The sequence below is a fragment of the Streptomyces sp. NPDC110618 genome (assembly GCF_055657065.1).
Genome location: NZ_JBVKBN010000003.1, coordinates 79,085 through 100,137 on the forward strand (window position 1 = coordinate 79,085; position 21,053 = coordinate 100,137).

Here is a 21,053-nt window from a genome sequence, read left to right on the forward strand (position 1 = left end):
TCCGCCTGCGCGGAGCGGACGCGAACGAGTCCGTGACCGCCGACACCCGGATCGGTTCACCTCCGCCTGCGCGGAGCGGACCGGGGCCTTCGTCATGCGGTGGGTTTGCGCGGCGGTTCACCTCCGCCTGCGCGGAGCGGACACGGAGGCGTCCTGCTCGATCTGTGAGGAGTCCGGTTCACCTCCGCCTGCGCGGAGCGGACGACGCAGAACGCGTCATCGGCCAACTGCCCGCCGGTTCACCTCCGCCTGCGCGGAGCGGACGCTTACTGCCACCGCTACACCTCCACTCGAACCGGTTCACCTCCGCCTGCGCGGAGCGGACTTGCTGATCGTGTCGGGGGTGAGGGCGAGGATCGGTTCACCTCCGCCTGCGCGGAGCGGACGCACACGGCGGAGTCGAGGACGTCGCTGATGGCGGTTCACCTCCGCCTGCGCGGAGCGGACGCCTACCTGATGTCGGAGGAGGCCACCTCCGTCGGTTCACCTCCGCCTGCGCGGAGCGGACGCGTTCGACCTTCGCGCGGACCTGGCGGCCGACGGTTCACCTCCGCCTGCGCGGAGCGGACCGGGTTCCTTTACTGACGCGTGGCGGTCGCGCCGGTTCACCTCCGCCTGCGCGGAGCGGACCTCCTCGACAACGCCGACCGCCGCCAGTCCACCGGTTCACCTCCGCCTGCGCGGAGCGGACGTGTCCCGGTAGCGGGCGAGGCGTTCGGTCTGCGGTTCACCTCCGCCTGCGCGGAGCGGACGCTTCCCGACCTGCGACGTTAGTAGAGGTTGGCCATTCCTTTACCGAAGGTCCTGCGAAGCAACGAAGCCTCCCGCCCTGGTCGCGGTCAGTCCCGGTGCGGCAAAGCGCCTTGGCGGTCAGGCTACCCTCCGCCAGACAGCCATGTGGACGATAACCGCAGGTGGCACAGTGCTGTCAGAGGCAGCTGCTAGACGTTCTCGGCATGAACGATGCAGTAGGCCGAGGCCGAGTCGATGTGCGGTTGTGGGGCAAGGAGCGCGGCCTGCCGCATCCGTATCCGCTGATCTGTCATCTGCTGGACGTCGCAGCGGTGTTCGAGGCTCTCTGGGACGCCCTGCTGCACCCACAACTGCAGGAGCGCATCGCAGCGGAACTCGGCCTGGGATTACATGAGGCCCGTGCCGTACTGGCCTGCTGGGCCGGTTTGCATGATCTGGGGAAGATCACGCCACCGTTCCAGGCTCAGGTGCCGGAAGCGTTCGGGAAGTTGGCGGGCGACGAGAGGTACGTAGCGGCCCCGGGGGCCGAGAAGCTGACGCGCTTTCGGCACGAGCAGGGGACCCACTGGGCGTTGGTGTCGTTGCTGGCGGAGGCCGGGTACCCGGTGTCCCGGATCCAGGCACGAAGCCTGCCGCACCAGGTGGCCCAACTGCTGGGCGGACATCACGGGTGTTTCGCGGATGTGGTGCCGGCCCGGCAGGCCGCGTCGGCCGCGCAGTATCAGGTGGGATTGGGGCAGCGCGGGTGGGACGAGCAGCGGCGCTGCCACCTTGAGGCGGTGCGGCAGGTGGTGGGTGCTGAGGCAGTGCCGACCGGGGAGTTGTCGACCGTAACCGCCGTACGGGTGTACGGGCTGATCGTGCTGGCGGACTGGCTTGCCAGCAGTGTCGAGTGGATCCTGCCCGGTCTGCCCGACAGGACGTGGCCAGGGCTACCGGAGCAGTTGGCCGCGCATTTCCGACAGGCCGTGCAGGACGCCCCGGGGGTGGTGCGCGCCGCGCGACTGGGCCGGGCGGTGTTTCCCGTCGGGCAGGATCTGCAGTTCGACGATTTGTTCCCGTTCCCGCCGAATGCCCTGCAGCGAGACATCGCCGAGGTTCTGCCTCAGACGGTGGGGAAGCAGGGGTCGGGGCTGGTGCTGGTCACGGCGCCGACGGGGGACGGGAAGACGGAAGCCGCCCTCTTCGCGGCTGCGGTGCTGGGGCGGGCTTCAGGGGCGCGTGGGCTGTACTTCGCGTTGCCGACGATGGCGACCGCGGACCAGATGTTTCCGCGGGTCGCCTCGTTCGCCGAGAGGGTGATGACCGGGGAGCGAGCCCTGCTGCTCATGCACAACGCGGCCTGGCTGAGCCCAGCGATGGACGGCGCCCAGGACGGCCGCTCATCCGATGCCTGGACGCTCGACCGGCCTGTCGATCCGGGCAAGCCGGCCAAGGACGCGGAAGGCGAGGAGTTCAGTACGGCCCCTGCCACTGCCGTGGAGGCGCAGGCGTGGCTTCGAGGAGGCGGCAAGCGCGTCTACGCCGCGCCGTTGGGCGCCGGCACGATCGACCAGGCCCTGACTGCCGTACTGCCGGTCTCCTTCAACGCGCTGCGTTTATGGGGTCTTTCCGACAAGGTTCTGATCGTGGACGAGGCGCACGCCTACGGCTCGTGGATGCAAACGCTCATGGTCCGTCTGCTGGAGTGGCTGGGGGCGTTCCGGGCTCCGGTGGTGCTCCTGTCCGCGACCCTGACGGGACGTACCGCCAGTTCTCTCGTCGAGGCCTACCGCAGAGGTGCCGGATTCACCGAGCCACGCCCTGTTCAGCCTGCCTACCCCGGCTGGCTGTTCACGGATGCGGCAACAGGTGAGGTATCAATACCGCGTGCAGTAGCGACCTTGCGTCCCAAGACCTTGGACGTCTCTCTGCGACAGGTGGCGTGGGACTGCGCGGAGACCGAGGCCCAGCCGCGTCCCGGCGGGCGACGCAGCGCGCTCCGCGAAGTCCTCGCACCGGTGGCCGAGTTCGGCGGTACGGCGTTGGTGTGCTGCACGACGGTCGCCGAGGCACAGCGCACGTTCCGCGATCTGCGCACAGCCTTTCCCGCCTTGGCAAGCAGGGAGGGCGGCATTCGGCTGCTGCACTCCCGTTTTCCCGGCCTTCTGCGGCAGGGCATCACCGCGGCCTGTGAACGCTCCTACGGAAAGCCCCGCCGGGACGGGCCGCCCGGCGTGCGGCCCGCGTCGATTCTGGTGGCGACGCAGATCGTGGAGCAGTCCCTGGACTTCGACTTCGACCTCGTGGTGAGTGACCTCGCTCCCCTGGCCCTGCTCCTGCAGCGCGCAGGCCGCGGACGACGTCACGCCCGCGGGCCAGGCGGGCGGCCCCGGTGGGCGCTCTCGGAGGAACGGCCCCCTCTCGTCGTCCTGGAGCCCGTCGGCCCGGACGGCACAACGGAGCCCCCGCGGTCCTGGGGCGACGTCTACGACCACTCGCTGCTCCTCCGCTCCGCCGCCCTCCTGCGGCAAAGGGCGGGGCAGGGCGTCGCCGTCCCGGACGACGTGCAGGATCTGGTGGACGCCGTGTACGCGGAGGACTTCACCAACCGCTTGAAGGAGGCCGGCCAGGGGGAGGCCGAAGCCACCGTTGCGCGTCTGCACACGCTCGACCAGCGGCGGACAGGCACTCGCATCGCGGAAGAGACTCTCGCGGCCATGACCGGGATCAGCGCCCCGTATGCCGTGCGCGGCGATCTGTCCCGCCTGAGCACAGGCACCGCCGAGGTCACCGGTGATCTCCTCACCACACGGCTCGGCGCGGACACCGGACGCGTGCTCCTGCTGTTCACCCGGGACGGTGCGGACGTCTCGCTCGACGAGGACGGGAAGCTTCCGCTCCCCGGCGGGGGCAGCCCGGACCGCGCGACGGTACGGCGGATCGTCGCACGCACCGTGCCTGTTCCCGGCGATTGGCTGCCCCCGGTCAGTGATCGCCCCGAACTGCCCTCGGCCTGGCGCAAGAACCTTCACCTGCGAGACCTCGCCCTCGTTCCTCTGGTCCGCGTCAGAGATGACAGTGAAGGGACGGTGTGGCACGGACAACTCGACGGCCGACAGGTTCAGTTCACCCGAGTCACCGGACTTGAACGAACATGACCCATCTTGCGCATTTACGACTATGTCGGCTAATCCGCTTGAACTACACAACACACTCTTCCAGGATGAAAACGAGCCTCCCCCACCGATCCAGAACCGGAGGGGAAGGCCCGACAAGCCCGCCCGGGCGGGCAATGAGCGAGGCGCCGACAAGGCGCTGCACAACACACTCGGTGCACCCCCGCTCGCGCGGAGCGCTCACCCCCATTGTGCCAACCCCGTTCTCCTCAGGAGCGTGATCCTCGCGGTGCCCGCCTTTCCTCTTCACGCAGCTCCATGGCTGCCGGTCCTGTGGACACCGTCCGCTCAGTCGACCGGCGAGGACCGGCCGCCCCTGGTCGGTCTGCGCACCCTGTTGGAGCGCAGCCACGAGATCAGCGGGCTCGCCATCGCCGAACCCCCCGCCCACTCCGCCGTGCTACGCGTCTTGTACGCGTTCACCGCCAGGGTGTGCGGCCTCGACGAGGACGACGACGGATCCGGCATGGACTGGTCCGAACGCAGACTGGAGATCCTGGACTCGGGCCGGTTACCGGCCGACGGCATTGCCGCATACCTCGACGCCTGGGCCCACCGGTTGGACCTGTTCGGCGAGCGGCCCTGGATGCAGGATCCGCGGCTCTCCGAGCAGTGCGATCCGGCGCGTTCGGCCGGGGTCAACAAGCTGGTGCCGACCCGGCCGTCCGGCAACAATCATTCCTGGTTCACGCACGTGCAGGACGGCGCCCCCGACCCCGTCCCTGCGGGCGAGGCCGCCCTGAGCCTGCTCACCTGGCACTACTACGGCCCCTCCGGCCGCGGTTCGGCCCGCACCGTCGGCGGAAAGGCCAGCGCGAACATGAAGGCGGGCCCGCTGCGCGGCGCACTGTCCTACCACCCCGTGGGTTCCACCCTGTTCGAAACCCTCCTGGCCGGCCTACTGCGGCCGGACCCTCATGTGCGGCGTACACAGGACCGCTGCATGTGGGAGTGGGACGAGTTGCCCGACCCGGATGCGCCGCCTCCCCCTGTGCTGGGGCCCTGCTCGCGGTTGACCGCGGTCTCCCAGCACGCCCTGCTCCTCGTACCCGACCCGAACAACGAGCACGTCGTGTCGGATGCCTTCATCACCTGGGCCTATCGTGACGGCCGTCTGCCGCGTAACGACCCGTTCCTGATCTGGCAGACCAGCCAGCAGGGCAACGCCTACCCGCGGCCAGCGGATTCCGGACGTGCCCTGTGGCGGGACATCGACGCGCTCCTCCTGCACGACCCTGTCGGGACCGCTCAGGCTCACCGCCCCGAGGTCTTCTCCCACGCCCAGGAAATCTCCGACGTGCTGGACACACCGCTGGCGGTGCGTGCCCTCGGCTTCGAGCAGGACGGACAGGCCAAGGACCGGCAGTTCGTCTCCGGCCTGACCCCGCCGGTCCTGGGTTTCGCGGAGGAGTCGAACCCGGCTACGACTTCGGCGGTCGGCTGGCTGCGGCGCACGGGCGAGATGTTCGGGCGGCGCGTCGAGTACGCCGTGCGCCGTGCCTGCCAGCTCTACGCCAACGATCCCAAGTCCAGGGAAGCGGAAAGCTGGGCGGAGCGGGCAGCCGCCCTGTACTGGCCGCGGGCCGAGGACGAGTTCTGGTCGCAATTCGGGGCGCTGGACCGCACCGGAACCCTCCTCGTCGACGCCGGACTCGACCGTGCCGTCGTCCGGCGGAAGTTTCTGCGGATCGCGGAACAGGCCTACACGACGGTCACCGACCCGGTCTGCCACTCCCAGCGCGGTGCGCGTGCCGTGGCCGACGCGCGCGTCGAGTTGTACGGCGGCAATCGCCGCGCCCGCGCTTGACGCGCTCCTCCTCGTTCACGCGCTCCTGCCTCGACAGACCTTGGCCCCGCACACCGACGGCGGCCGTCCCAGAAGGATTCGTGATGACCACCACCGCCCCGTCCACCACCGGATACGAGCTCTACCGGAAGTACGTGCAAGCGATCACCAAGAGGTGCGGTGAGGATCCCGGCGTACGCGTGGCCCTGCGCCGAGGGCTGCGGCGCGGCCTGGACGGTGTGCAGCCAATGCACCGGATCGTCGCGCCCTGGCTCCCCGACCGGCGTGGCGAGGCCGAGGAACGCGCCTACTACGCGGTGGCCGCCATGATCGCCGACAGTCCCCGGCACACCTTCAACAGTCGGGCGGACAACGAGGAATACCCTGCCCCCGACAACCACAACGCGACTCCCGCGCCAGGGAACGCACCCGTGCCGCCAGAACTCGTCGAATCGGACTCGGCGCACAACCAGCCAGGCTCGGCCCTGCGCTCCCGTGTCAGCCTCGGCGCATCGTTCGCCCATGCCACCACCGTCCGCGGCGGGCAGGCAGGCGGGCTGCGGGAGGACACGGCTGAGGCACGCCTGAACCTCCTGACCCGGCAGGGCCTGGACGGCCTCCACCGTCATCTGCCCGCCGCTGTACGCCTGCTGCGCGACAACGACGCCGATGTCGACTTCGCCGGTCTGCTCGCCGATCTCATGGCCTGGCCGCGGTACTCCAAGACCATCTCCCGGCGCTGGCTCCAGGACTACTACCGCATCCGGCACGCCGCCTCCGAAGCCGCCGCCCGCCGACGCGACGAAGAGAACAGCGACGAGAACAGCGACGGGACAGACGCCAGCGACTGACCTCTTTCCGCGCAACCACCAAGCCAACAGGGCCAATTGGACCCGCCCACACCCCGAGGGGACCCATCATGCCTGTACGCCCGCGCTTCCTCGACATCCACATCGTCCAGTCCGTTCCCTTCGCGAACCTCAACCGCGACGACACGAACTCCGTCAAGACCGTCCTGTACGGGGCGAAGCTGCGCACCCGCGTCAGCAGCCAGTGCTGGAAGCGGGCCGCCCGCGTCGAGTTCGAGCGGATCACCGGAAACAGCACGCTGCGCACACGCCGCATCTGTGAGGCCGTCACACGTGAACTCGTCGAGCGTGGCTGGGCGTTGGGACAGGCCGAGCGGGCGGGCGCGCACATCGCCGCCTCCGTGGGCAAGTTCGAGTTGGAGCAGCGCGAGGAGGGACAGCGCAAGACAGCCGTGCCCAACCATGTGATCACGAACGCGATGATCTACGTCCCGCGCGCCGCCGTGACCGAACTCGCCGACCTCGCCGAGGAACACCGCGAGACGCTGGAGACCGCGAAGGACATCACGAAGAACGGCGACGCCAAGGCCTCCGTCCTGCCCAAGGACGCCGTGGACGCGATCCTCCGCAGCCGCAACGACGTAATCAACCTGTTCGGACGGATGCTCGCCGAGATCGACCGCGCCGGAGTCGACGGCGCCGTCCAGGTCGCCCATGCCATGACCACCCACGAGGCCGACGCGGATCTCGACTACTTCACCGCCGTGGACGACCTCACCACCGCATGGCAGGATGCGACCGGCAGCGCGCACATGGGCCACGCGGAGTTCAGCGCGGGCACGTTCTACCGCTACGCCACCGTCGACCTCGACGAGCTGACCCGCAACCTCGCCGCCCACGGCTCCCCCTCCGACGTCGAGGAAGTCCTCACCGGCTTCCTGACCGCGTTCACCCTGGCCGTTCCGGCGGCCAAGAAGAACTCCACCGCCCCGCACACTCTGCCTCACCTGGTGCATTTCGCCGTGCGCGGTGACCGTCCCGTCTCCTTCGCCGCCGCCTTCGAACAGCCCGTACGACCCGGCTCCCACGGCGGCAACGCCGCCCCCGCCGTCGACGCCCTCGCCGAGTACGCCGCCGCAACCGGTTCGTTCCTCGGCACGCGCCACCTCATCTCCCGCGGCTGGACCAGCCCGGAGGTCAAGGACCTGCCCGACAGCCTGGGCACCCGGTTCGACAGCCTCGACGCGCTCATTTCCGACGCCGTCAGCTACACGGTGACCGCCGACCACGAGGACAGCGCCGCGTGACCACGTCGTACCGGACCCACGTGCCAGGCCTGCTGCTGCGGTTGGCAGGACCGCTCCAGTCCTGGGGCGAGCACAGCCATTTCAACGACCGCGACACTCTGGCCTTCCCCACCCGGTCCGCCCTGACCGGCCTCCTGGCCGCAGCCCTGGGCCGACCGCGCCACCACGACCTGGACGACCTCGCCCTGTCCGTCACCGTCCGCGTCGACCGCCCGGGCAGTCGGCTGCGGGACTTCCACACCATCGGCGGCGGCCTGTCCGCAGACCGCACGGTCGTCACCGCCGAGGGAAAGCGGCGCAGCAGCGACACCTCCACCCTCACCAGCACCCGCTGGTATCTGGAGGACGCGGCCTTCACCGTCGCCCTCACCCTGCCCGACGACAGCGAGCCCCCCACCGCCTGGGCCGACGCTCTGCAGTCCCCCCGCTGGCCGCTCTACCTGGGCCGCCGTGCCTGTCCCCCAGCTGGTCCTCTCTTCCTCGGCCGCAGTGCCGACGCCTTCCACGACCTCGTCCACCTCCCCCTCGCCCTCCCGGCCCCCCGCACCAGCGACGACGGCGACGGCGACAGCGACGAACCCACGGTCCCGGTGCTGTTCCTGTCGGACAGGCCGCTGTCCGAACTACCCGCACCCGCCAGTCCGCTCGGCAACGACGACGCCGGCCAGGAGCACTCCACCGTGCTGGACGACCCCGTCGACTTCACCTCGCGACACCGCCGCTATCGCGCCCGCCCCCTCTACCGCCGCACCTTGGCCCTGCCTGTCTCGCACTGCGCGGGATACGGCGCCGGCCAGCTCACCGGTCTGGCCGCCTACACCTCACCCACCTACGCCCCTGCCGTCGGCCCCGCTCCGGAAGGAAGCGTCCAGTGACCCTCTACCTCACCCGTCTCACTCCTCACCCGGCTTCCCGCCAGGCCCAGCAGGAGCTGGGCGCCGGAACCCACCACGGCTCCCTGCACCGCCGTGTGATGTCCCTCTTTCCCGACGGCGTCGCCGAGCAGGCCCGCGCCCACTTCGGCATCCTGTTCCGTGTCGAGGACACCCCCCGCGGCAGCCATCTGCTCATGCAGTCCAACCAGCCCCCCGACCCCCGCCGCCTCCCCGCCCAGTACGGCACCCTCACCACCCGCCCCCTCGCCGACCTCCTCGACGCCCTGGAACCCGGACTCACCCTGCACTTCCGCTGCACCGCCTCCCCGGTGCGCAAGCCCGGTCACACCACTCGCGCCCACTACAACCTCCCCGCCGTCGTCCCCCTCAACGGTGCCGCCGCGGACGACTGGTGGCAGCGCCAGGCCGACAACGCGGGGCTCAAGGTCCTCACCCTGCACTCCCGGCCCGTCGACGCCGCACGCGACCGGCAGTACCCCGCCGGCACCGCCCCGGCCGACCGCGCCAGGAACAGCAACCGCATCCACCACCACCGCGTCCGCTTCGACGGAACCGCCGCCGTCATCGATCCCGACCTGCTGCGCACCGCCATCCGCAACGGCATCGGGCGCGGCAAGGCATACGGCTGCGGTCTCCTCAGCATCGCCCCAGCCCCGGCCCCCGCATGACCGGCCCCACCACCACGGCACCCGACCGCAACAGCGGGGGCCGTCGTCGTCTCGCCGCCCCCACGGTCGCCATGCTGCCCCGCGTCGTCGACAGCCTGTCCTTCCTCTACCTCGACATCGTCCGTGTCCACCAGGACGACACCGGCGTCTGCGCGGAGGTCACCACTCAGCAACGCGGCAGCGAAACCGTGTACCTCCCCACCGCCTCCCTCGCCTGCGTCCTGCTGGGCCCCGGCACCTCCATCACCGCCCCCGCACTGGCCACCTTCGCCCGCCACGGCACCACCGTCCTCGTCACCGGAATGGGCGGCGTGCGCTGCTACGCCGCCACCGTCCCCGGCTCCCTCACCACCACCTGGCTCGAACACCAAGCCCGCGCCTGGGCCGACGACACCCGCCGCCTCGCCGTCGCCACCGCCATGTACGAACACCGCTTCGGCCCCGGCCAGTCCCCACCCGGAGCAACCCTCCAACAGCTCCGCGGACTCGAAGGCCAACGCGTCAAGGCCCTCTACAAACTCCTCGCCCAACAACACCGCATCGGACGCTTCCGCCGCTCCTACGACCCCGACTCCTGGGACACCCAGGACCCCGTCAACCTCGCCCTGTCCGCGGCCAACACCTGCCTGTACGGCATCGTCCACGCCGCCGTCGTCGCCCTCGGCTGCTCCCCCGCCCTCGGGTTCGTCCACAGCGGCAACCAGCAGGCCTTCGTCTACGACATCGCCGACCTCTACAAGGCCGAACTCACCATCCCCCTGGCCTTCTCCCTGAACGCCTCCACCCAGCCCGAGTCAGAAGCCCGCCGCTCCTTCCGCGACGGCCTCCGCCTCTTCCGCCTCATGCCCCGCATCGTCCGCGACGTCCAGACCCTCCTCGCCCCCGACACCGCACCACCCGACCCCGACGAAACCCTCGGCGAACAACTCATCGACCTCTGGGACCCCGTCACCGGCCCCATCCCGGGCGGCACCAACCACGCCCCCGATCCCACCCCCTGACTGCGCGAGGAGTGCCGCGCCTCATGCCGACCATGACCGTCCTCTCCGCCACCGCCGTCCCCGACCACCTCCGCGGCGCCCTCACCCGCTGGCTCCTCGAAGTCACGCCCACCCTCTACATCGGCACCATCTCCGCCCGCGTCCGCACAGAACTCTGGAACAACCTCACCGCCTGCCTCACCGAAGGCAGCGCCGTCCTGGCCTACCCCGCAGCCAACGAACAAGGCTTCACCCTCCACACAGCCGGCCCCCAACGCCGCAACCCCCTCGACTTCGACGGCCTCACCCTCATCGCCTTCCAACGCCTACCCACAGGTCAAGAAGAGGCAAAGCCCCAATAGAACTGCAGGTCGGAAAGGGTGCGCTCCGCGCAGGCGGAGGTGAACCGGCCGGGTGGAACGGCTCCCGGCTCGGGCACCTGTGCGCTCCGCGCAGGCGGAGGTGAACCGCTGGAGTTGCAGGCGGGGACCTGTTTACGCTGGTGCGCTCCGCGCAGGCGGAGGTGAACCGGACATCAGCAGCGGCAAGACGCGGGCCCTGGAGTGCGCTCCGCGCAGGCGGAGGTGAACCGCCGGCGCCGGACCCGGACCCGTTCTCCCCGGAGTGCGCTCCGCGCAGGCGGAGGTGAACCGCCGTACGAGATGTTCGCAGGCTCTGAGTTCATGTGCGCTCCGCGCAGGCGGAGGTGAACCGGCATCCCGCAGCGAGCACGGCGCATGGGTGCCGTGCGCTCCGCGCAGGCGGAGGTGAACCGCAGTCCGCGTACCGCATCCGCACCGGGCGGTTGTGCGCTCCGCGCAGGCGGAGGTGAACCGCAACCTTGCGGCGGCCGCGGTTGCGTTCGGTCGTGCGCTCCGCGCAGGCGGAGGTGAACCGATGTCGTCGAAGGGCCGGTCCATCTGGGTGCCGTGCGCTCCGCGCAGGCGGAGGTGAACCGCCGTGGTCGTCGGAGAGGCTGTACACGCGCTTGTGCGCTCCGCGCAGGCGGAGGTGAACCGGCGACGACCTGTGATCCGAGCCGACCACCAGCGTGCGCTCCGCGCAGGCGGAGGTGAACCGCCGTCCCTGCTGGACCGGCTTCCGCTCCTCAAGTGCGCTCCGCGCAGGCGGAGGTGAACCGAACCGGTGGGGCGACCGGTTCGGCTGGTACGGGTGCGCTCCGCGCAGGCGGAGGTGAACCGGCCCCGACCCAGGTCCGCTTCTTCTTGTACCAGTGCGCTCCGCGCAGGCGGAGGTGAACCGGCGGAACCGGCAGCCCAAAACCGGCCCCGGGGGTGCGCTCCGCGCAGGCGGAGGTGAACCGGCGTAGCGGCCCGGCCCATAGGTCACGGTCACGTGCGCTCCGCGCAGGCGGAGGTGAACCGGAGAACGAGCTTGCCCGCGAGTGGCGGCTGGAGTGCGCTCCGCGCAGGCGGAGGTGAACCGCCACCGACCTGCTCGACGCCATGCACCAGCGCGTGCGCTCCGCGCAGGCGGAGGTGAACCGTCGCTAGCCGGCCGCGGCGGGGCGTTCACCGTGTGCGCTCCGCGCAGGCGGAGGTGAACCGGCCGTCCTGGAGCTGTCTCGCTGGCTGCGGTCGTGCGCTCCGCGCAGGCGGAGGTGAACCGCGGAGAACCCATGGCCAGAGATGCACGGCGCGGTGCGCTCCGCGCAGGCGGAGGTGAACCGCAGATACTCCCCAGCCCTTCGACGCGGCGGCCCACGTGACCTTCCCGATCGCAAGGCCGATACTGCCCTTATGGAGTTCCTGCGGTAGCCCGGCCAAGCATGCACAAGGAGCTGATAGACCGTCATCAACGCCAGCATTGAGCCAGCCTTAGCACCGCGAGACCGCATACGAGCGCTACGGACCACCCAAGATCGATATCTGTCGACATCTACTCTGACCAGCGAATATGCAGGCAAGCCGCCTGCTGGGCTCCCTAGGAGACACCTATGAAGATGCTGATCAACGTCCCGGAGACCGTAGTCGCGGACGCGCTGCGGGGCCTCGCGGCCGCTCATCCCGAGTTGGTCGTGGACGTGGAGAACCGAGTGATCGTGCGGCGGGACGCGCCGGTCGACGGGAAGGTCGCGCTGGTGTCCGGTGGTGGGTCGGGGCATGAGCCGCTGCACGGCGGGTTCGTGGGGCCCGGGATGCTGTCGGCCGCCTGTCCGGGGGAGGTGTTCACCTCGCCGGTGCCGGATCAGATGGTGCGGGCCGCGGCGGCCGTGGACAGTGGCGCGGGTGTGCTGTTCATCGTGAAGAACTACACCGGGGACGTGCTGAACTTCGACATGGCCGCGGAACTCGCCGAGGACGAGGGCATCCAGGTGGCGAAGGTGCTCGTCAATGACGATGTCGCGGTCACCGACAGTCTGTACACCGCCGGGCGGCGCGGCACGGGCGCGACGCTGTTCGTGGAGAAGATCGCTGGGGCCGCCGCCGAGGAGGGGCAGCCGCTGGAGCGAGTGGAGGCCGTCGCCCGTCAGGTGAACGAGAGTGCGCGGAGCTTCGGGGTGGCGCTGAGCGCGTGCACCACGTACGCCAAGGGCAGTCCCACCTTCGATCTGCCCTCCGGTGAGCTGGAGTTGGGCATCGGGATTCACGGGGAGCCGGGGCGGGAGCGGCGGCCGATGATGACCTCGGGTGAGATCGCGGACTTCGCGGTGAACGCGATCCTGGAGGACATGACGCCGCGCAACCCCGTGCTGGTCCTAGTCAACGGCATGGGCGCGACCCCGCTGCTGGAGCTGTACGGCTTCAACGCCGAGGTGCAGCGCGTGCTCGGCGAGCGGGGTGTGGCCGTCGCCCATACGCTCGTCGGGAACTATGTGACCTCCCTGGACATGGCCGGCGCCTCCGTCACGCTGTGCCAGGTCGACGAGGAGCTGCTGCGGCTGTGGAACGCGCCGGTGCGGACGGCGGGGCTGCGCTGGGGCGTGTGAGGGGGCGGCGCCCCTGGAGTCAACGTACCTACCACGCAAGGAGATTCCGTGTTCGACGCCGATTTCTTCCGCCGCTGGATGGCCGCGACGGCCGCGTCCGTGGAACGTGAGGCGGAACGGCTCACCGCCCTGGACTCACCGATCGGCGACGCCGACCACGGCAGCAATCTGCTGCGCGGCTTCCGTGCCGTGGGCGCGGCCCTGGAGAAGGAGGAGCCGGCCACTCCGGGGGCTGTTCTCGTCCTCGCCGGGCGGCAGTTGATCTCCACCGTCGGCGGGGCCTCGGGGCCGTTGTACGGGACGCTGCTGCGGCGGACCGGCAAGGCGCTCGGGGATGCCACCGAGGTGGACGAGGCGCAGTTGACGGCGGCGTTGCGCACGGGCGTCGAGGCGGTGATGACGCTCGGGGGCGCGGCCCCCGGGGACAAGACCATGATCGACGCGTTGTCGCCCGCCGTGGACGCGCTGGACGCCGGGTTCGGGGCGGCGCGGGCCGCCGCCGAGGAGGGGGCGCTGGCCACGGTTCCGCTGCAGGCCCGCAAGGGGCGGGCGAGTTATCTCGGTGAGCGCAGCATCGGGCATCAGGACCCGGGGGCGACCTCGTCGGCCCTGCTGATCGCGGCGCTGGCGGAGGCGAACGGTGAGTGAGGACAGGCTCGTCGGGGTCGTGCTGGTGTCGCACAGCGCGGAAGTGGCCTCCTCGGTCGCCGAGTTGGCGAAGGGGCTGGCAGGAGGCGCGACTTCGGTGCCGGTCGCTCCGGCGGGCGGTACCGAGGGCGGCGGTCTGGGCACCAGTTCCGAGCTGATCGCCGCGGCGGCCGCGTCCGTGGACCGGGGCGCGGGCGTGGCCGTGCTCACGGACCTCGGCAGCGCGGTCCTCACCGTGAAGGCGCTGCTGGCCGAGGGCGACGAACTCCCCGGGCACACCGAGCTGGTGGACGCCCCGTTCGTGGAGGGCGCGGTGGCGGCGGTCGTCACGGCCTCCACGGGCGCGGACCTCGCCGCCGTACGGGCGGCGGCGGAGGAGGCGTACACCTACCGCAAGGTGTAGCCGTCAGCCGGTTGCCGCGAGGTGCGGCCCTCAGTCCGTGCTGAGGAACTTGCGCGCCAGCCGCTCCCCCACCAGCCCGGCGCCCTCCTGGTCCTCGATCGGCTCCACCCGGGTGTCCTTGAAGACGATGTAGGTGACGCCGGACTGCGTGCCGCCGCCGTGCGGGTCGGGGTGGATGCCGAGCGCTTCGGCGGCCGCGTAGGAGGCCTCGCCGATGATGTCCTGCGGCCCGACGTCGCCGACGACGGCGTACCGCACCCGGTCCTGGTGAACGAGGGCGACCACCGAACCGCCGCGGATGCCGTGGTCCCGGTAGTCCCACACGCGGCTGGGGGCGGGGACGACGACGTACGGAAGGTGTTCGGCGTTCAGATAGCGGCCGTCGGACTGCTGGAAGGCGGTGGCGTCGTGGAAGTACGGGTCGGTCTCGCTGTTGCAGCGGCGTCCGGGCTGCCCGTCGCAGTCGATGTCGAGGTCGGCCTGCCAGAACACGGCGTCCCGCGTGCCGCAGATCGGGACGGTCGGGGGTCTTCCGGTGTCCGTGCGGTACAGCCCGCGTGAGATCCGGGTGCAGTCGCGCACCTTGTCCAGCAGGTCGGCGGCGCGGACCTCGCCCTGCGGCCGGACCGCGGGCCATGCCCCGGTGCCGGGCTCCGGGGAAGGCAGGGCGGTCGGGGCGAGCAGGGCGGCGCTGGCCGCGACCAGCGCGATCGACTTGACACGCACGATAGGAGGCCTCTCCGGTGGGGCGCTGACGGACACTCAGCCCAATCTGGTGGCTGGTGGATCACGCGGCCACAATTCGGGGGCCAGACGGTGCACAAAGGCCGCCCGTGCGGCGGCACGGAGCAGGGGGGAACGGCGACGGCCGGGAGGCCGATCCGGTGTCGGCCCGGCCTCCCGGCCGCGCACGGCCGGCGCGGGAACAGCGACGACAGCGGTCCGCGCCAACTGCATGAACTCCCACACCCTCAAGGGAAGTTCAGCCATGAGACGGCCAGCATACGTAACCCTCCCGAAAGGTCACCAACACCACCCTCTTGATGTGATCGCGTCAGTCGCGTCATATTGGTCCGGACCATTGCCGTGCCGGTGTCCCGGCCTACGCGGCGCCGTCCCCCGGGAGGCCGAGTCGTGCGACCCGTTCCCGTCCCCGCCCGTCCCTACCGGCTCGCCGCGCTCTGCGGCGCGCTCCTCCTCCTCGCCTCCTGCGGCTGGCAGAGCGGGGCCGACGACGGCCCGCTGCCGGGCGCGCCGCGCGGTGTCACGGCCGAGGCGGGCAGCGCGACCAGCGTGCACGTGATGTGGAACGCGGTACCGGGCGAGGACATCGAGGGCTATGAGGTCTACCGCGGCTCCAGGAAGGTCCAGGAGGTCCCGGCCGCCGAGCACATGGTCGACGTCGTCCGGCTCAGGCCCGCCACGGCCTACGTCTTCACCGTCCGGGCCCGTGACACGGACGGCCGCCTCGGGCCGCCCAGCCGGCCGGTCCGTGCCACCACCCCCGCCGCGGGCCCTGCGGACCGCGCCGCGCCGGCCGCGCCGGGCGGCCTGCGGGGGCGCGCGGTGGGCAGCCGGGCGGTGCAACTGTCCTGGTCGGCGGCGAAGGACGACCGGGGTGTGGTGTCGTACGACATCCATCAGGGCGGCTCGAAGATCCACAGTGTGGGCGGGAACCAGACGGCGACCGTGGTCACCGGGCTGCGGCCGGGGACGCGGTACTCCTTCACCGTGCGCGCCCGGGACGCCGCCGACAACGTCTCCCCGGCGAGCCCGGCGCTCCGGCTCACCACGCCGGGCCGGGACGACGGGCGCGGCACCGCGCCGACCGGGTTCCGGGCCACGACCCACCGCGACGCCTCGGACGGGGCGTACTACATCGACCTGAGCTGGGTCCCGCCGCGCACGGACGGCGTGGTCACGGAGTACGAGGTCCACCTCGACGGACGGGCGGCCACCTCGGTGGTGTTCGGCGGGGACGCGCCGCGCGAGCGGGCCGAGTACAGCTTCTACGCGGGCACCGAGGCGGGGGCGAGGCACCGGGTGCGGGTGCGGGCGCTGCTGCCGGACGGAACCTGGGGCGGGTTCTCCGAGCAGCGGACAGTGACGACCGGAGGCTGAGCGGCACAGGCCGGTGAGCGGCGCCAGCCCTGGCCGCGCCTCCTGGGCCGGACGATGGAATACGTCACCTGCCCGGGGGCGGTCCGCGTGCGGGCGGAGCCGGGGGCACGTTGGCTGCCCCTGAGGCAGCACGGGCGTTTCCCCACCCCCGGCGGCGCTAGGGATGTTCCGCCAACCGTGCCGCCGGAGGGCAGTCCACATGCGCAACTCTTCGCCACTCCTCCGCTCGGGGCTGACCGTGGCCGCCGCCGCGCTGCCGCTCGCCCTGGCCGCCCCGACCGCCGCCGCGCAGTCCGGGATCTCGGTGAGCACCAGCGGCTCGACGGTCTCGGTCGTCACCACCGCGTGCAGCCAGACCAGCTCCAACGGCAGTTGGGGCACCGCCTCGCTGCTCACCAGCAGCCAGGCGAACTTCGCCCAGGGCCGCCAAGTCGCGCTGTCCGGCACGACCAGCCAGCAGTCCGCCGCCTGGACCGGGGTCAGCCCGGGCACGTACAACGTCATCGTGCAGTGCGCGTTCAACAACCAGACCGCGGGCACGCAGGCGGTCGTCGTCTCCGCGCCGGCCTCGCCCAGCATCTCCGCCACGGCCTCGCCCTCACGCGGCGTCATGGGCGGTCTCGGCGGCGCCGCCCGGGACTACGGCACGGTCACCCTGGTCGGAGGCGGCGCTCTGGTGCTCGCCGGGGCCGGGGCGACGGTGTGGTTCCTGCGCCGCCGTTCGAAGCCGTACCGCCTCTGACCCCGGGCCCCATGCACGGCCTCCGGCCGCCCGGCGTGCCACCGGTCGCCGATTGGCCCTCGACCGCCCGACGGCGGGCCGGGAAGACTGACCCGGTCCGTGCCGTCCGCGCGAGGAGTCGTGATGCAGGTAGCCGTGGTCACCTTCGACGGGTTCAACGAGCTCGACAGCTTCATCGCCGCCGCGCTGGTCAACCGGTGCCGCAAGGACGGCCTGGAGGCGTTCATCACCACGCCGACGCCGGTGGTCACGTCGATGAACGGCGTAGAGGTGACCGGGCAGCGCCCGATGGAGTTCGTGCCCGAGGCCGACGCGGTGCTGATCGGCAGCGGGGTGCGGACCCGGGACGTGGTCGCCGACGACCGGCTGCTCGCCCGGCTGCCGCTCGACCCGGAGCGGCAGCTGATCGGCGCGCAGTGCTCCGGGGCGCTGGTGCTGGCCCGGCTCGGGCTGCTGGAGTCCATGCCCGCCTGCACGGACGGCAAGTCCAGGCCGTACGTCGAGGCCGAGGGCGTCACCGTGCTCGACGCCCCGTTCCACGCCGAGGGCAACATCGCCACGGCGGGCGGCTGTCTGGCCTCGCAGTACCTCGGCACGTGGGTGATCACCCGGTTCCTCGGTACCCAGGCGGCGCGCGGGGTGCTCGACTACGTGGCGCCGGTCGGGGAGAACGAGGAGACCGTGGAGCGTGCCCTGCGCGCGGTCATGCCCGCGGCAGTGCGCTGAACTCCTCCAGTGCGTGGCTGAGCCACTGCGTCCAGAAGGTCTCCAGGTCGATGCCCGCCCGCAGCACCAGGTGCCGCAGCCGGTCCTCGGGGTCGTCCTTTCCGGGCGGGAAGTCGCGCTCCTCGATCCGCCGGTACTCCGCCAACTGCTTCTGGTGCAGGTCGAGATGGCGGCGCAGGTCGTCCTCGATGCCCTCGGTGCCGACCACGGCCGCCGCGCGCAGCCGCAGCAGCAGGCTGTCGCGGTGCGGTTTGGGGTCCTGGGAGGCGGCCGTCCAGCGGGCCAGTTCGGCGCGGCCCGCGGGCAGGACCTCGTAGCTCTTCTTCTGCCCGCGGGCCGGCTGCTCGGACGGGAGGGTGCGGATCAGTCCGTCGGCCTCCAGCTTTCCCAGCTCGCGATAGATCTGCTGGTGCGTCGCGGACCAGAAGTACCCGATCGACCTGTCGAAGCGGCGGGTCAGCTCCAGGCCCGAGGACGGCTTTTCGAGCAGGGCGGTGAGGATCGCGTGCGGGAGTGACATGACGTCATCCTAGGGACCCCCACCGCCGCCGCTCAGAGCGCCGCCGCGACCTCCGTGCCCTGCTTGATGGCGCGCTTGGCGTCCAGTTCGGCGGCCACGTCGGCGCCGCCGATCAGGTGCGCGCCGCGGCCCGCGGCCACCAGTTCCTCGTACAGGTCGCGGCGCGGCTCCTGGCCGGTGCACAGCACGATCGTGTCGACGGGCAGGACCGTGCTCTCCTCACCGACGGTGAGGTGCAGTCCGGCGTCGTCGATGCGGTCGTAGCGCACGCCGGGGACCATGGTGACGCCGCGGTGCTTGAGCTCGGTGCGGTGGATCCAGCCGGTGGTCTTGCCCAGGCCCGCGCCGACCTTGGTGGTCTTGCGCTGGAGCAGGTGGACGGTGCGCGGCGGCTCGGGCCGCTCGGGGGTGCCGAGTCCGCCGGGGCCCTCGTAGGAGGTGTCCACGCCCCAGTGGCGGAAGTACGTCTCGGGGTCCTCGTTGGCCTTGTCGCCGGCGTCGGTGAGGTACTCGGCGACGTCGAAGCCGATGCCTCCGGCGCCGAGAATCGCGACCCGCTTCCCCACCTCCACCTTGTCGCGCAGGACGTCGAGGTAGCCGACGACGCTGGGGTGGTCGACGCCGGGGATGTCCGGGGTGCGCGGGGCGACGCCGGTGGCGACGACGACCTCGTCGTAGTCGGCCAGGTCGGCGGCCTCGACGGGGGTGTTGAGCCGTACGTCCACGCCCTGCTCGTCGAGCTTGTGGCGGAAGTAGCGCAGGGTCTCGTCGAACTCCTGCTTGCCGGGGACCTGGCGGGCGACGTTGAGCTGGCCGCCGATCTCGGCGGCGGCGTCGAAGAGGGTGACGGCGTGGCCGCGTTCGGCGGCGGTGACCGCGCAGGCGAGTCCCGCCGGGCCCGCGCCGACGACGGCGACGCGCTTGCGCAGCCGGGTCGGGGAGAGCACCAGTTCGGTCTCGTGGCAGGCGCGCGGGTTGACCAGGCAGGAGGTGATCTTGCCGCTGAAGGTGTGGTCGAGGCAGGCCTGGTTGCAGCCGATGCAGGTGTTGATGGCCTCGGGGCGGCCCTCGGCGGCCTTGTTGACGAAGTCGGGGTCGGCGAGCATCGGGCGGGCCATGGAGACCATGTCCGCGTAGCCGCCGGCGAGGAGTTCCTCGGCGACTTCGGGGGTGTTGATGCGGTTGGTGGTCACCAGCGGCACGGACACCTCGCCCATGAGCCGCTTGGTGACCCAGGTGTAGGCGCCGCGCGGCACGGAGGTGGCGATGGTGGGGATCCGCGCCTCGTGCCAGCCGATGCCGGTGTTGATGATGGTCGCCCCGGCGGCCTCGATCGCCTTGGCGAGGGTGATCACCTCGTCCAGGGTGGAGCCGCCCGGCACCAGGTCCAGCATGGACAGCCGGTAGACGATGATGAAGTCCTCGCCGACGGCCTCGCGCACCCGGCGCACGATCTCCACCGGGAAGCGCATCCGGTTCTCGTACGAGCCGCCCCAGCGGTCGGTGCGCTGGTTGGTGCGGGCGGCGATGAACTCGTTGATGAGGTAGCCCTCGGAGCCCATGATCTCCACGCCGTCGTAGCCGGCCTGCCGGGCGAGGCGGGCGGCGCGGGCGTAGTCCTCGACGGTCCGCTCGACGTCGGCGTCGCTGAGTTCGCGGGGCGGGAAGGGGCTGATCGGGGCCTGGATCGGGCTCGGCGCGACCAGGTCCTGGTGGTAGGCGTACCGGCCGAAGTGCAGGATCTGCAGGGCGATCCGGCCGCCCTCGGCGTGCACGGCGTCGGTGATGACGCGGTGCTGCTCGGCCTCCTCCTCGGTGGTGAGCTTGGCGCCGCCCTCGTAGGGGCGTCCCTCGTCGTTGGGGGCGATGCCGCCGGTGACGATGAGGCCGACGCCGCCGCGCGCGCGTTCGGCGTAGAAGGCGGCCATGCGCTCGAAGCCGCGCTCGGCCTCCTCCAGGCCCACGTGCATGGAACCCATCAGGACGCGGTTGGGCAGGGTGGTGAAGCCCAGGTCGAGCGGGTTCAGCAGGTTCGGGTAACGGCTCATGGGCCCCTCCGTGCGCGGTGTCGTCCTCCTTGTTGTAGAGGACCGCGCACGGTTTATGCAACTAGTTGCACAACGGAGAGACCCAGGTCACCGGCTTTCCAGCCGTACGTGCAGTTCACGCTCCTGGTCACCGGAGGTGGTGGCCAGGTCGTGCACCCGGAACAGGTCGTGCAGCGTCGTGCGGAAGCGGTCGATGGCCCAGTACCCGCCCTGCACATCGGCCTCGACGGAGGCCGACAGCCGTCCGGCGGGTTGGCTGCCCTGGTGCGGGTGGGAGACGTCGAAGGTGCCCAGCCACACCGTCGGCCGGGTCTCGTGCCAGTCCTCGGGGACGTCGTCGGAGCACCGGTCGGAGGTGAAGGACGCGCACAGGGCGTCGAACACGATCCGGGCGTCCTCCTTGCTGCATCCGCTGATCTCCACGGAGACGGATTCCGGGTGCAGATGTTCCTTGTCCATCGTGATCGCTCCTCTCGGGGCCGCGCCGCGGCATCGCGACGGGTTCCCCCGCGACACCGTGTCGCACTCCCAGAAAACC

General features: G+C 71.2%; 18 protein-coding genes and 2 CRISPR repeat arrays (1 of these 20 cut by a window edge). Of the genes, 14 read left to right on the forward strand and 4 right to left on the reverse strand.

Annotation, left to right across the window (positions count from 1 at the left end; genetic code table 11):
• Positions 1-752: direct repeats of the CRISPR family, unit length 29 nt; unit sequence CGGTTCACCTCCGCCTGCGCGGAGCGGAC; it begins 1,658 nt to the left of the window's first position.
• Positions 753-956: 204 nt separating this feature from the next.
• The 11 genes from cas3 to ACZ7L7_RS06940 all read left to right on the forward strand — a co-directional run bounded on the left by cas3 (position 957) and on the right by ACZ7L7_RS06940 (position 14,358).
• Positions 957-3,893, forward strand: coding sequence for a CRISPR-associated helicase Cas3' (cas3, locus tag ACZ7L7_RS06890; RefSeq protein ID WP_472075161.1), 2,937 nt, complete (start codon positions 957-959; stop codon positions 3,891-3,893).
• A 235-nt stretch (positions 3,894-4,128) separates the two neighbouring features.
• The gene (gene casA, locus ACZ7L7_RS06895; RefSeq protein ID WP_472075163.1) at positions 4,129-5,718 is read left to right on the forward strand and encodes a type I-E CRISPR-associated protein Cse1/CasA; all 1,590 of its coding nucleotides are present in this window, start codon (positions 4,129-4,131) and stop codon (positions 5,716-5,718) included.
• Positions 5,719-5,801: 83 nt separating this feature from the next.
• Complete coding sequence (gene casB / locus ACZ7L7_RS06900; RefSeq protein ID WP_472075165.1) at positions 5,802-6,548, forward strand: type I-E CRISPR-associated protein Cse2/CasB; 747 nt, start codon at positions 5,802-5,804, stop codon at positions 6,546-6,548.
• Positions 6,549-6,616: 68 nt separating this feature from the next.
• The gene (gene cas7e, locus ACZ7L7_RS06905; protein ID WP_472075167.1) at positions 6,617-7,813 is read left to right on the forward strand and encodes a type I-E CRISPR-associated protein Cas7/Cse4/CasC; all 1,197 of its coding nucleotides are present in this window, start codon (positions 6,617-6,619) and stop codon (positions 7,811-7,813) included.
• Positions 7,810-8,688: a type I-E CRISPR-associated protein Cas5/CasD gene (cas5e, locus tag ACZ7L7_RS06910; protein WP_471592245.1), complete on the forward strand. Its 879-nt coding sequence runs from the start codon at positions 7,810-7,812 to the stop codon at positions 8,686-8,688. Before cas7e ends, cas5e begins: the two co-directional genes overlap by 4 nt.
• Complete coding sequence (cas6e, locus tag ACZ7L7_RS06915) at positions 8,685-9,377, forward strand: type I-E CRISPR-associated protein Cas6/Cse3/CasE (protein WP_453599618.1); 693 nt, start codon at positions 8,685-8,687, stop codon at positions 9,375-9,377. The genes cas5e and cas6e overlap by 4 nt, the downstream gene beginning before the upstream one ends.
• Complete coding sequence (cas1e, locus tag ACZ7L7_RS06920) at positions 9,374-10,378, forward strand: type I-E CRISPR-associated endonuclease Cas1e (RefSeq protein ID WP_453599615.1); 1,005 nt, start codon at positions 9,374-9,376, stop codon at positions 10,376-10,378. Before cas6e ends, cas1e begins: the two co-directional genes overlap by 4 nt.
• Positions 10,379-10,401: 23 nt before the next feature.
• On the forward strand, positions 10,402-10,719 hold the full coding sequence (cas2e, locus tag ACZ7L7_RS06925) for a type I-E CRISPR-associated endoribonuclease Cas2e (RefSeq protein WP_472075170.1): 318 nt from the start codon (positions 10,402-10,404) through the stop codon (positions 10,717-10,719).
• An 18-nt stretch (positions 10,720-10,737) separates the two neighbouring features.
• Positions 10,738-12,047: direct repeats of the CRISPR family, unit length 29 nt; unit sequence GTGCGCTCCGCGCAGGCGGAGGTGAACCG.
• A gap of 267 nt (positions 12,048-12,314) precedes the next feature.
• The gene (gene dhaK / locus ACZ7L7_RS06930; RefSeq protein ID WP_285512104.1) at positions 12,315-13,307 is read left to right on the forward strand and encodes a dihydroxyacetone kinase subunit DhaK; all 993 of its coding nucleotides are present in this window, start codon (positions 12,315-12,317) and stop codon (positions 13,305-13,307) included.
• Positions 13,308-13,355: 48 nt separating this feature from the next.
• The gene (dhaL, locus tag ACZ7L7_RS06935) at positions 13,356-13,955 is read left to right on the forward strand and encodes a dihydroxyacetone kinase subunit DhaL (RefSeq protein ID WP_285512105.1); all 600 of its coding nucleotides are present in this window, start codon (positions 13,356-13,358) and stop codon (positions 13,953-13,955) included.
• Positions 13,948-14,358: a PTS-dependent dihydroxyacetone kinase phosphotransferase subunit DhaM gene (locus ACZ7L7_RS06940; RefSeq protein ID WP_471592243.1), complete on the forward strand. Its 411-nt coding sequence runs from the start codon at positions 13,948-13,950 to the stop codon at positions 14,356-14,358. Before dhaL ends, ACZ7L7_RS06940 begins: the two co-directional genes overlap by 8 nt.
• Positions 14,359-14,388: 30 nt before the next feature.
• Here the strand turns inward: ACZ7L7_RS06940 and ACZ7L7_RS06945 are convergent, their stop codons facing one another.
• Entirely contained in the window at positions 14,389-15,084 is a 696-nt protein-coding gene (locus ACZ7L7_RS06945) for a glycoside hydrolase family 75 protein (RefSeq protein WP_285512107.1), read from the reverse strand.
• A 408-nt stretch (positions 15,085-15,492) separates the two neighbouring features.
• Here ACZ7L7_RS06945 and ACZ7L7_RS06950 point away from each other — a divergent pair, with 408 nt between their 5' ends.
• The 3 genes from ACZ7L7_RS06950 to ACZ7L7_RS06960 all read left to right on the forward strand — a co-directional run bounded on the left by ACZ7L7_RS06950 (position 15,493) and on the right by ACZ7L7_RS06960 (position 17,947).
• Entirely contained in the window at positions 15,493-16,479 is a 987-nt protein-coding gene (locus tag ACZ7L7_RS06950) for a fibronectin type III domain-containing protein (protein ID WP_472075173.1), read from the forward strand.
• Positions 16,480-16,678: 199 nt separating this feature from the next.
• The gene (locus ACZ7L7_RS06955) at positions 16,679-17,221 is read left to right on the forward strand and encodes a hypothetical protein (RefSeq protein WP_453599605.1); all 543 of its coding nucleotides are present in this window, start codon (positions 16,679-16,681) and stop codon (positions 17,219-17,221) included.
• A gap of 123 nt (positions 17,222-17,344) precedes the next feature.
• A complete protein-coding gene (locus ACZ7L7_RS06960) occupies positions 17,345-17,947 on the forward strand; it encodes a DJ-1/PfpI family protein (RefSeq protein ID WP_285512110.1) in 603 nt (200 codons plus the stop codon).
• On the opposite strand, the gene ACZ7L7_RS06965 is transcribed toward ACZ7L7_RS06960, so the two are convergent.
• From ACZ7L7_RS06965 to ACZ7L7_RS06975, 3 genes are all read right to left on the reverse strand, one after another.
• The gene (locus tag ACZ7L7_RS06965; protein ID WP_285512111.1) at positions 17,925-18,467 is read right to left on the reverse strand and encodes a PadR family transcriptional regulator; all 543 of its coding nucleotides are present in this window, start codon (positions 18,465-18,467) and stop codon (positions 17,925-17,927) included. The genes ACZ7L7_RS06960 and ACZ7L7_RS06965 overlap by 23 nt on opposite strands.
• A gap of 32 nt (positions 18,468-18,499) precedes the next feature.
• Positions 18,500-20,515, reverse strand: coding sequence for a 2,4-dienoyl-CoA reductase FMN-binding domain-containing protein (locus ACZ7L7_RS06970; RefSeq protein ID WP_471592242.1), 2,016 nt, complete (start codon positions 20,513-20,515; stop codon positions 18,500-18,502).
• A gap of 87 nt (positions 20,516-20,602) precedes the next feature.
• Complete coding sequence (locus tag ACZ7L7_RS06975; RefSeq protein ID WP_285512113.1) at positions 20,603-20,974, reverse strand: hypothetical protein; 372 nt, start codon at positions 20,972-20,974, stop codon at positions 20,603-20,605.
• Positions 20,975-21,053: the final 79 nt, after the last annotated feature.

What these genes read in the sequence shown, in the direction of transcription:
- cas3 (WP_472075161.1), top strand. Translation starts at nt 957, where the DNA reads ATGAACGATGCAGTAGGCCGAGGCCGAGTCGATGTGCGGTTGTGGGGC.
- casB (WP_472075165.1), top strand. Translation starts at nt 5,802, where the DNA reads ATGACCACCACCGCCCCGTCCACCACCGGATACGAGCTCTACCGGAAG.
- cas7e (WP_472075167.1), top strand. Translation starts at nt 6,617, where the DNA reads ATGCCTGTACGCCCGCGCTTCCTCGACATCCACATCGTCCAGTCCGTT.
- cas1e (WP_453599615.1), top strand. Translation starts at nt 9,374, where the DNA reads ATGACCGGCCCCACCACCACGGCACCCGACCGCAACAGCGGGGGCCGT.
- cas2e (WP_472075170.1), top strand. Translation starts at nt 10,402, where the DNA reads ATGCCGACCATGACCGTCCTCTCCGCCACCGCCGTCCCCGACCACCTC.
- dhaK (WP_285512104.1), top strand. Translation starts at nt 12,315, where the DNA reads ATGAAGATGCTGATCAACGTCCCGGAGACCGTAGTCGCGGACGCGCTG.
- ACZ7L7_RS06955 (WP_453599605.1), top strand. Translation starts at nt 16,679, where the DNA reads ATGCGCAACTCTTCGCCACTCCTCCGCTCGGGGCTGACCGTGGCCGCC.
- ACZ7L7_RS06960 (WP_285512110.1), top strand. Translation starts at nt 17,345, where the DNA reads ATGCAGGTAGCCGTGGTCACCTTCGACGGGTTCAACGAGCTCGACAGC.
- ACZ7L7_RS06965 (WP_285512111.1), bottom strand. Translation starts at nt 18,467, where the DNA reads ATGTCACTCCCGCACGCGATCCTCACCGCCCTGCTCGAAAAGCCGTCC.
- ACZ7L7_RS06970 (WP_471592242.1), bottom strand. Translation starts at nt 20,515, where the DNA reads ATGAGCCGTTACCCGAACCTGCTGAACCCGCTCGACCTGGGCTTCACC.
- ACZ7L7_RS06975 (WP_285512113.1), bottom strand. Translation starts at nt 20,974, where the DNA reads ATGGACAAGGAACATCTGCACCCGGAATCCGTCTCCGTGGAGATCAGC.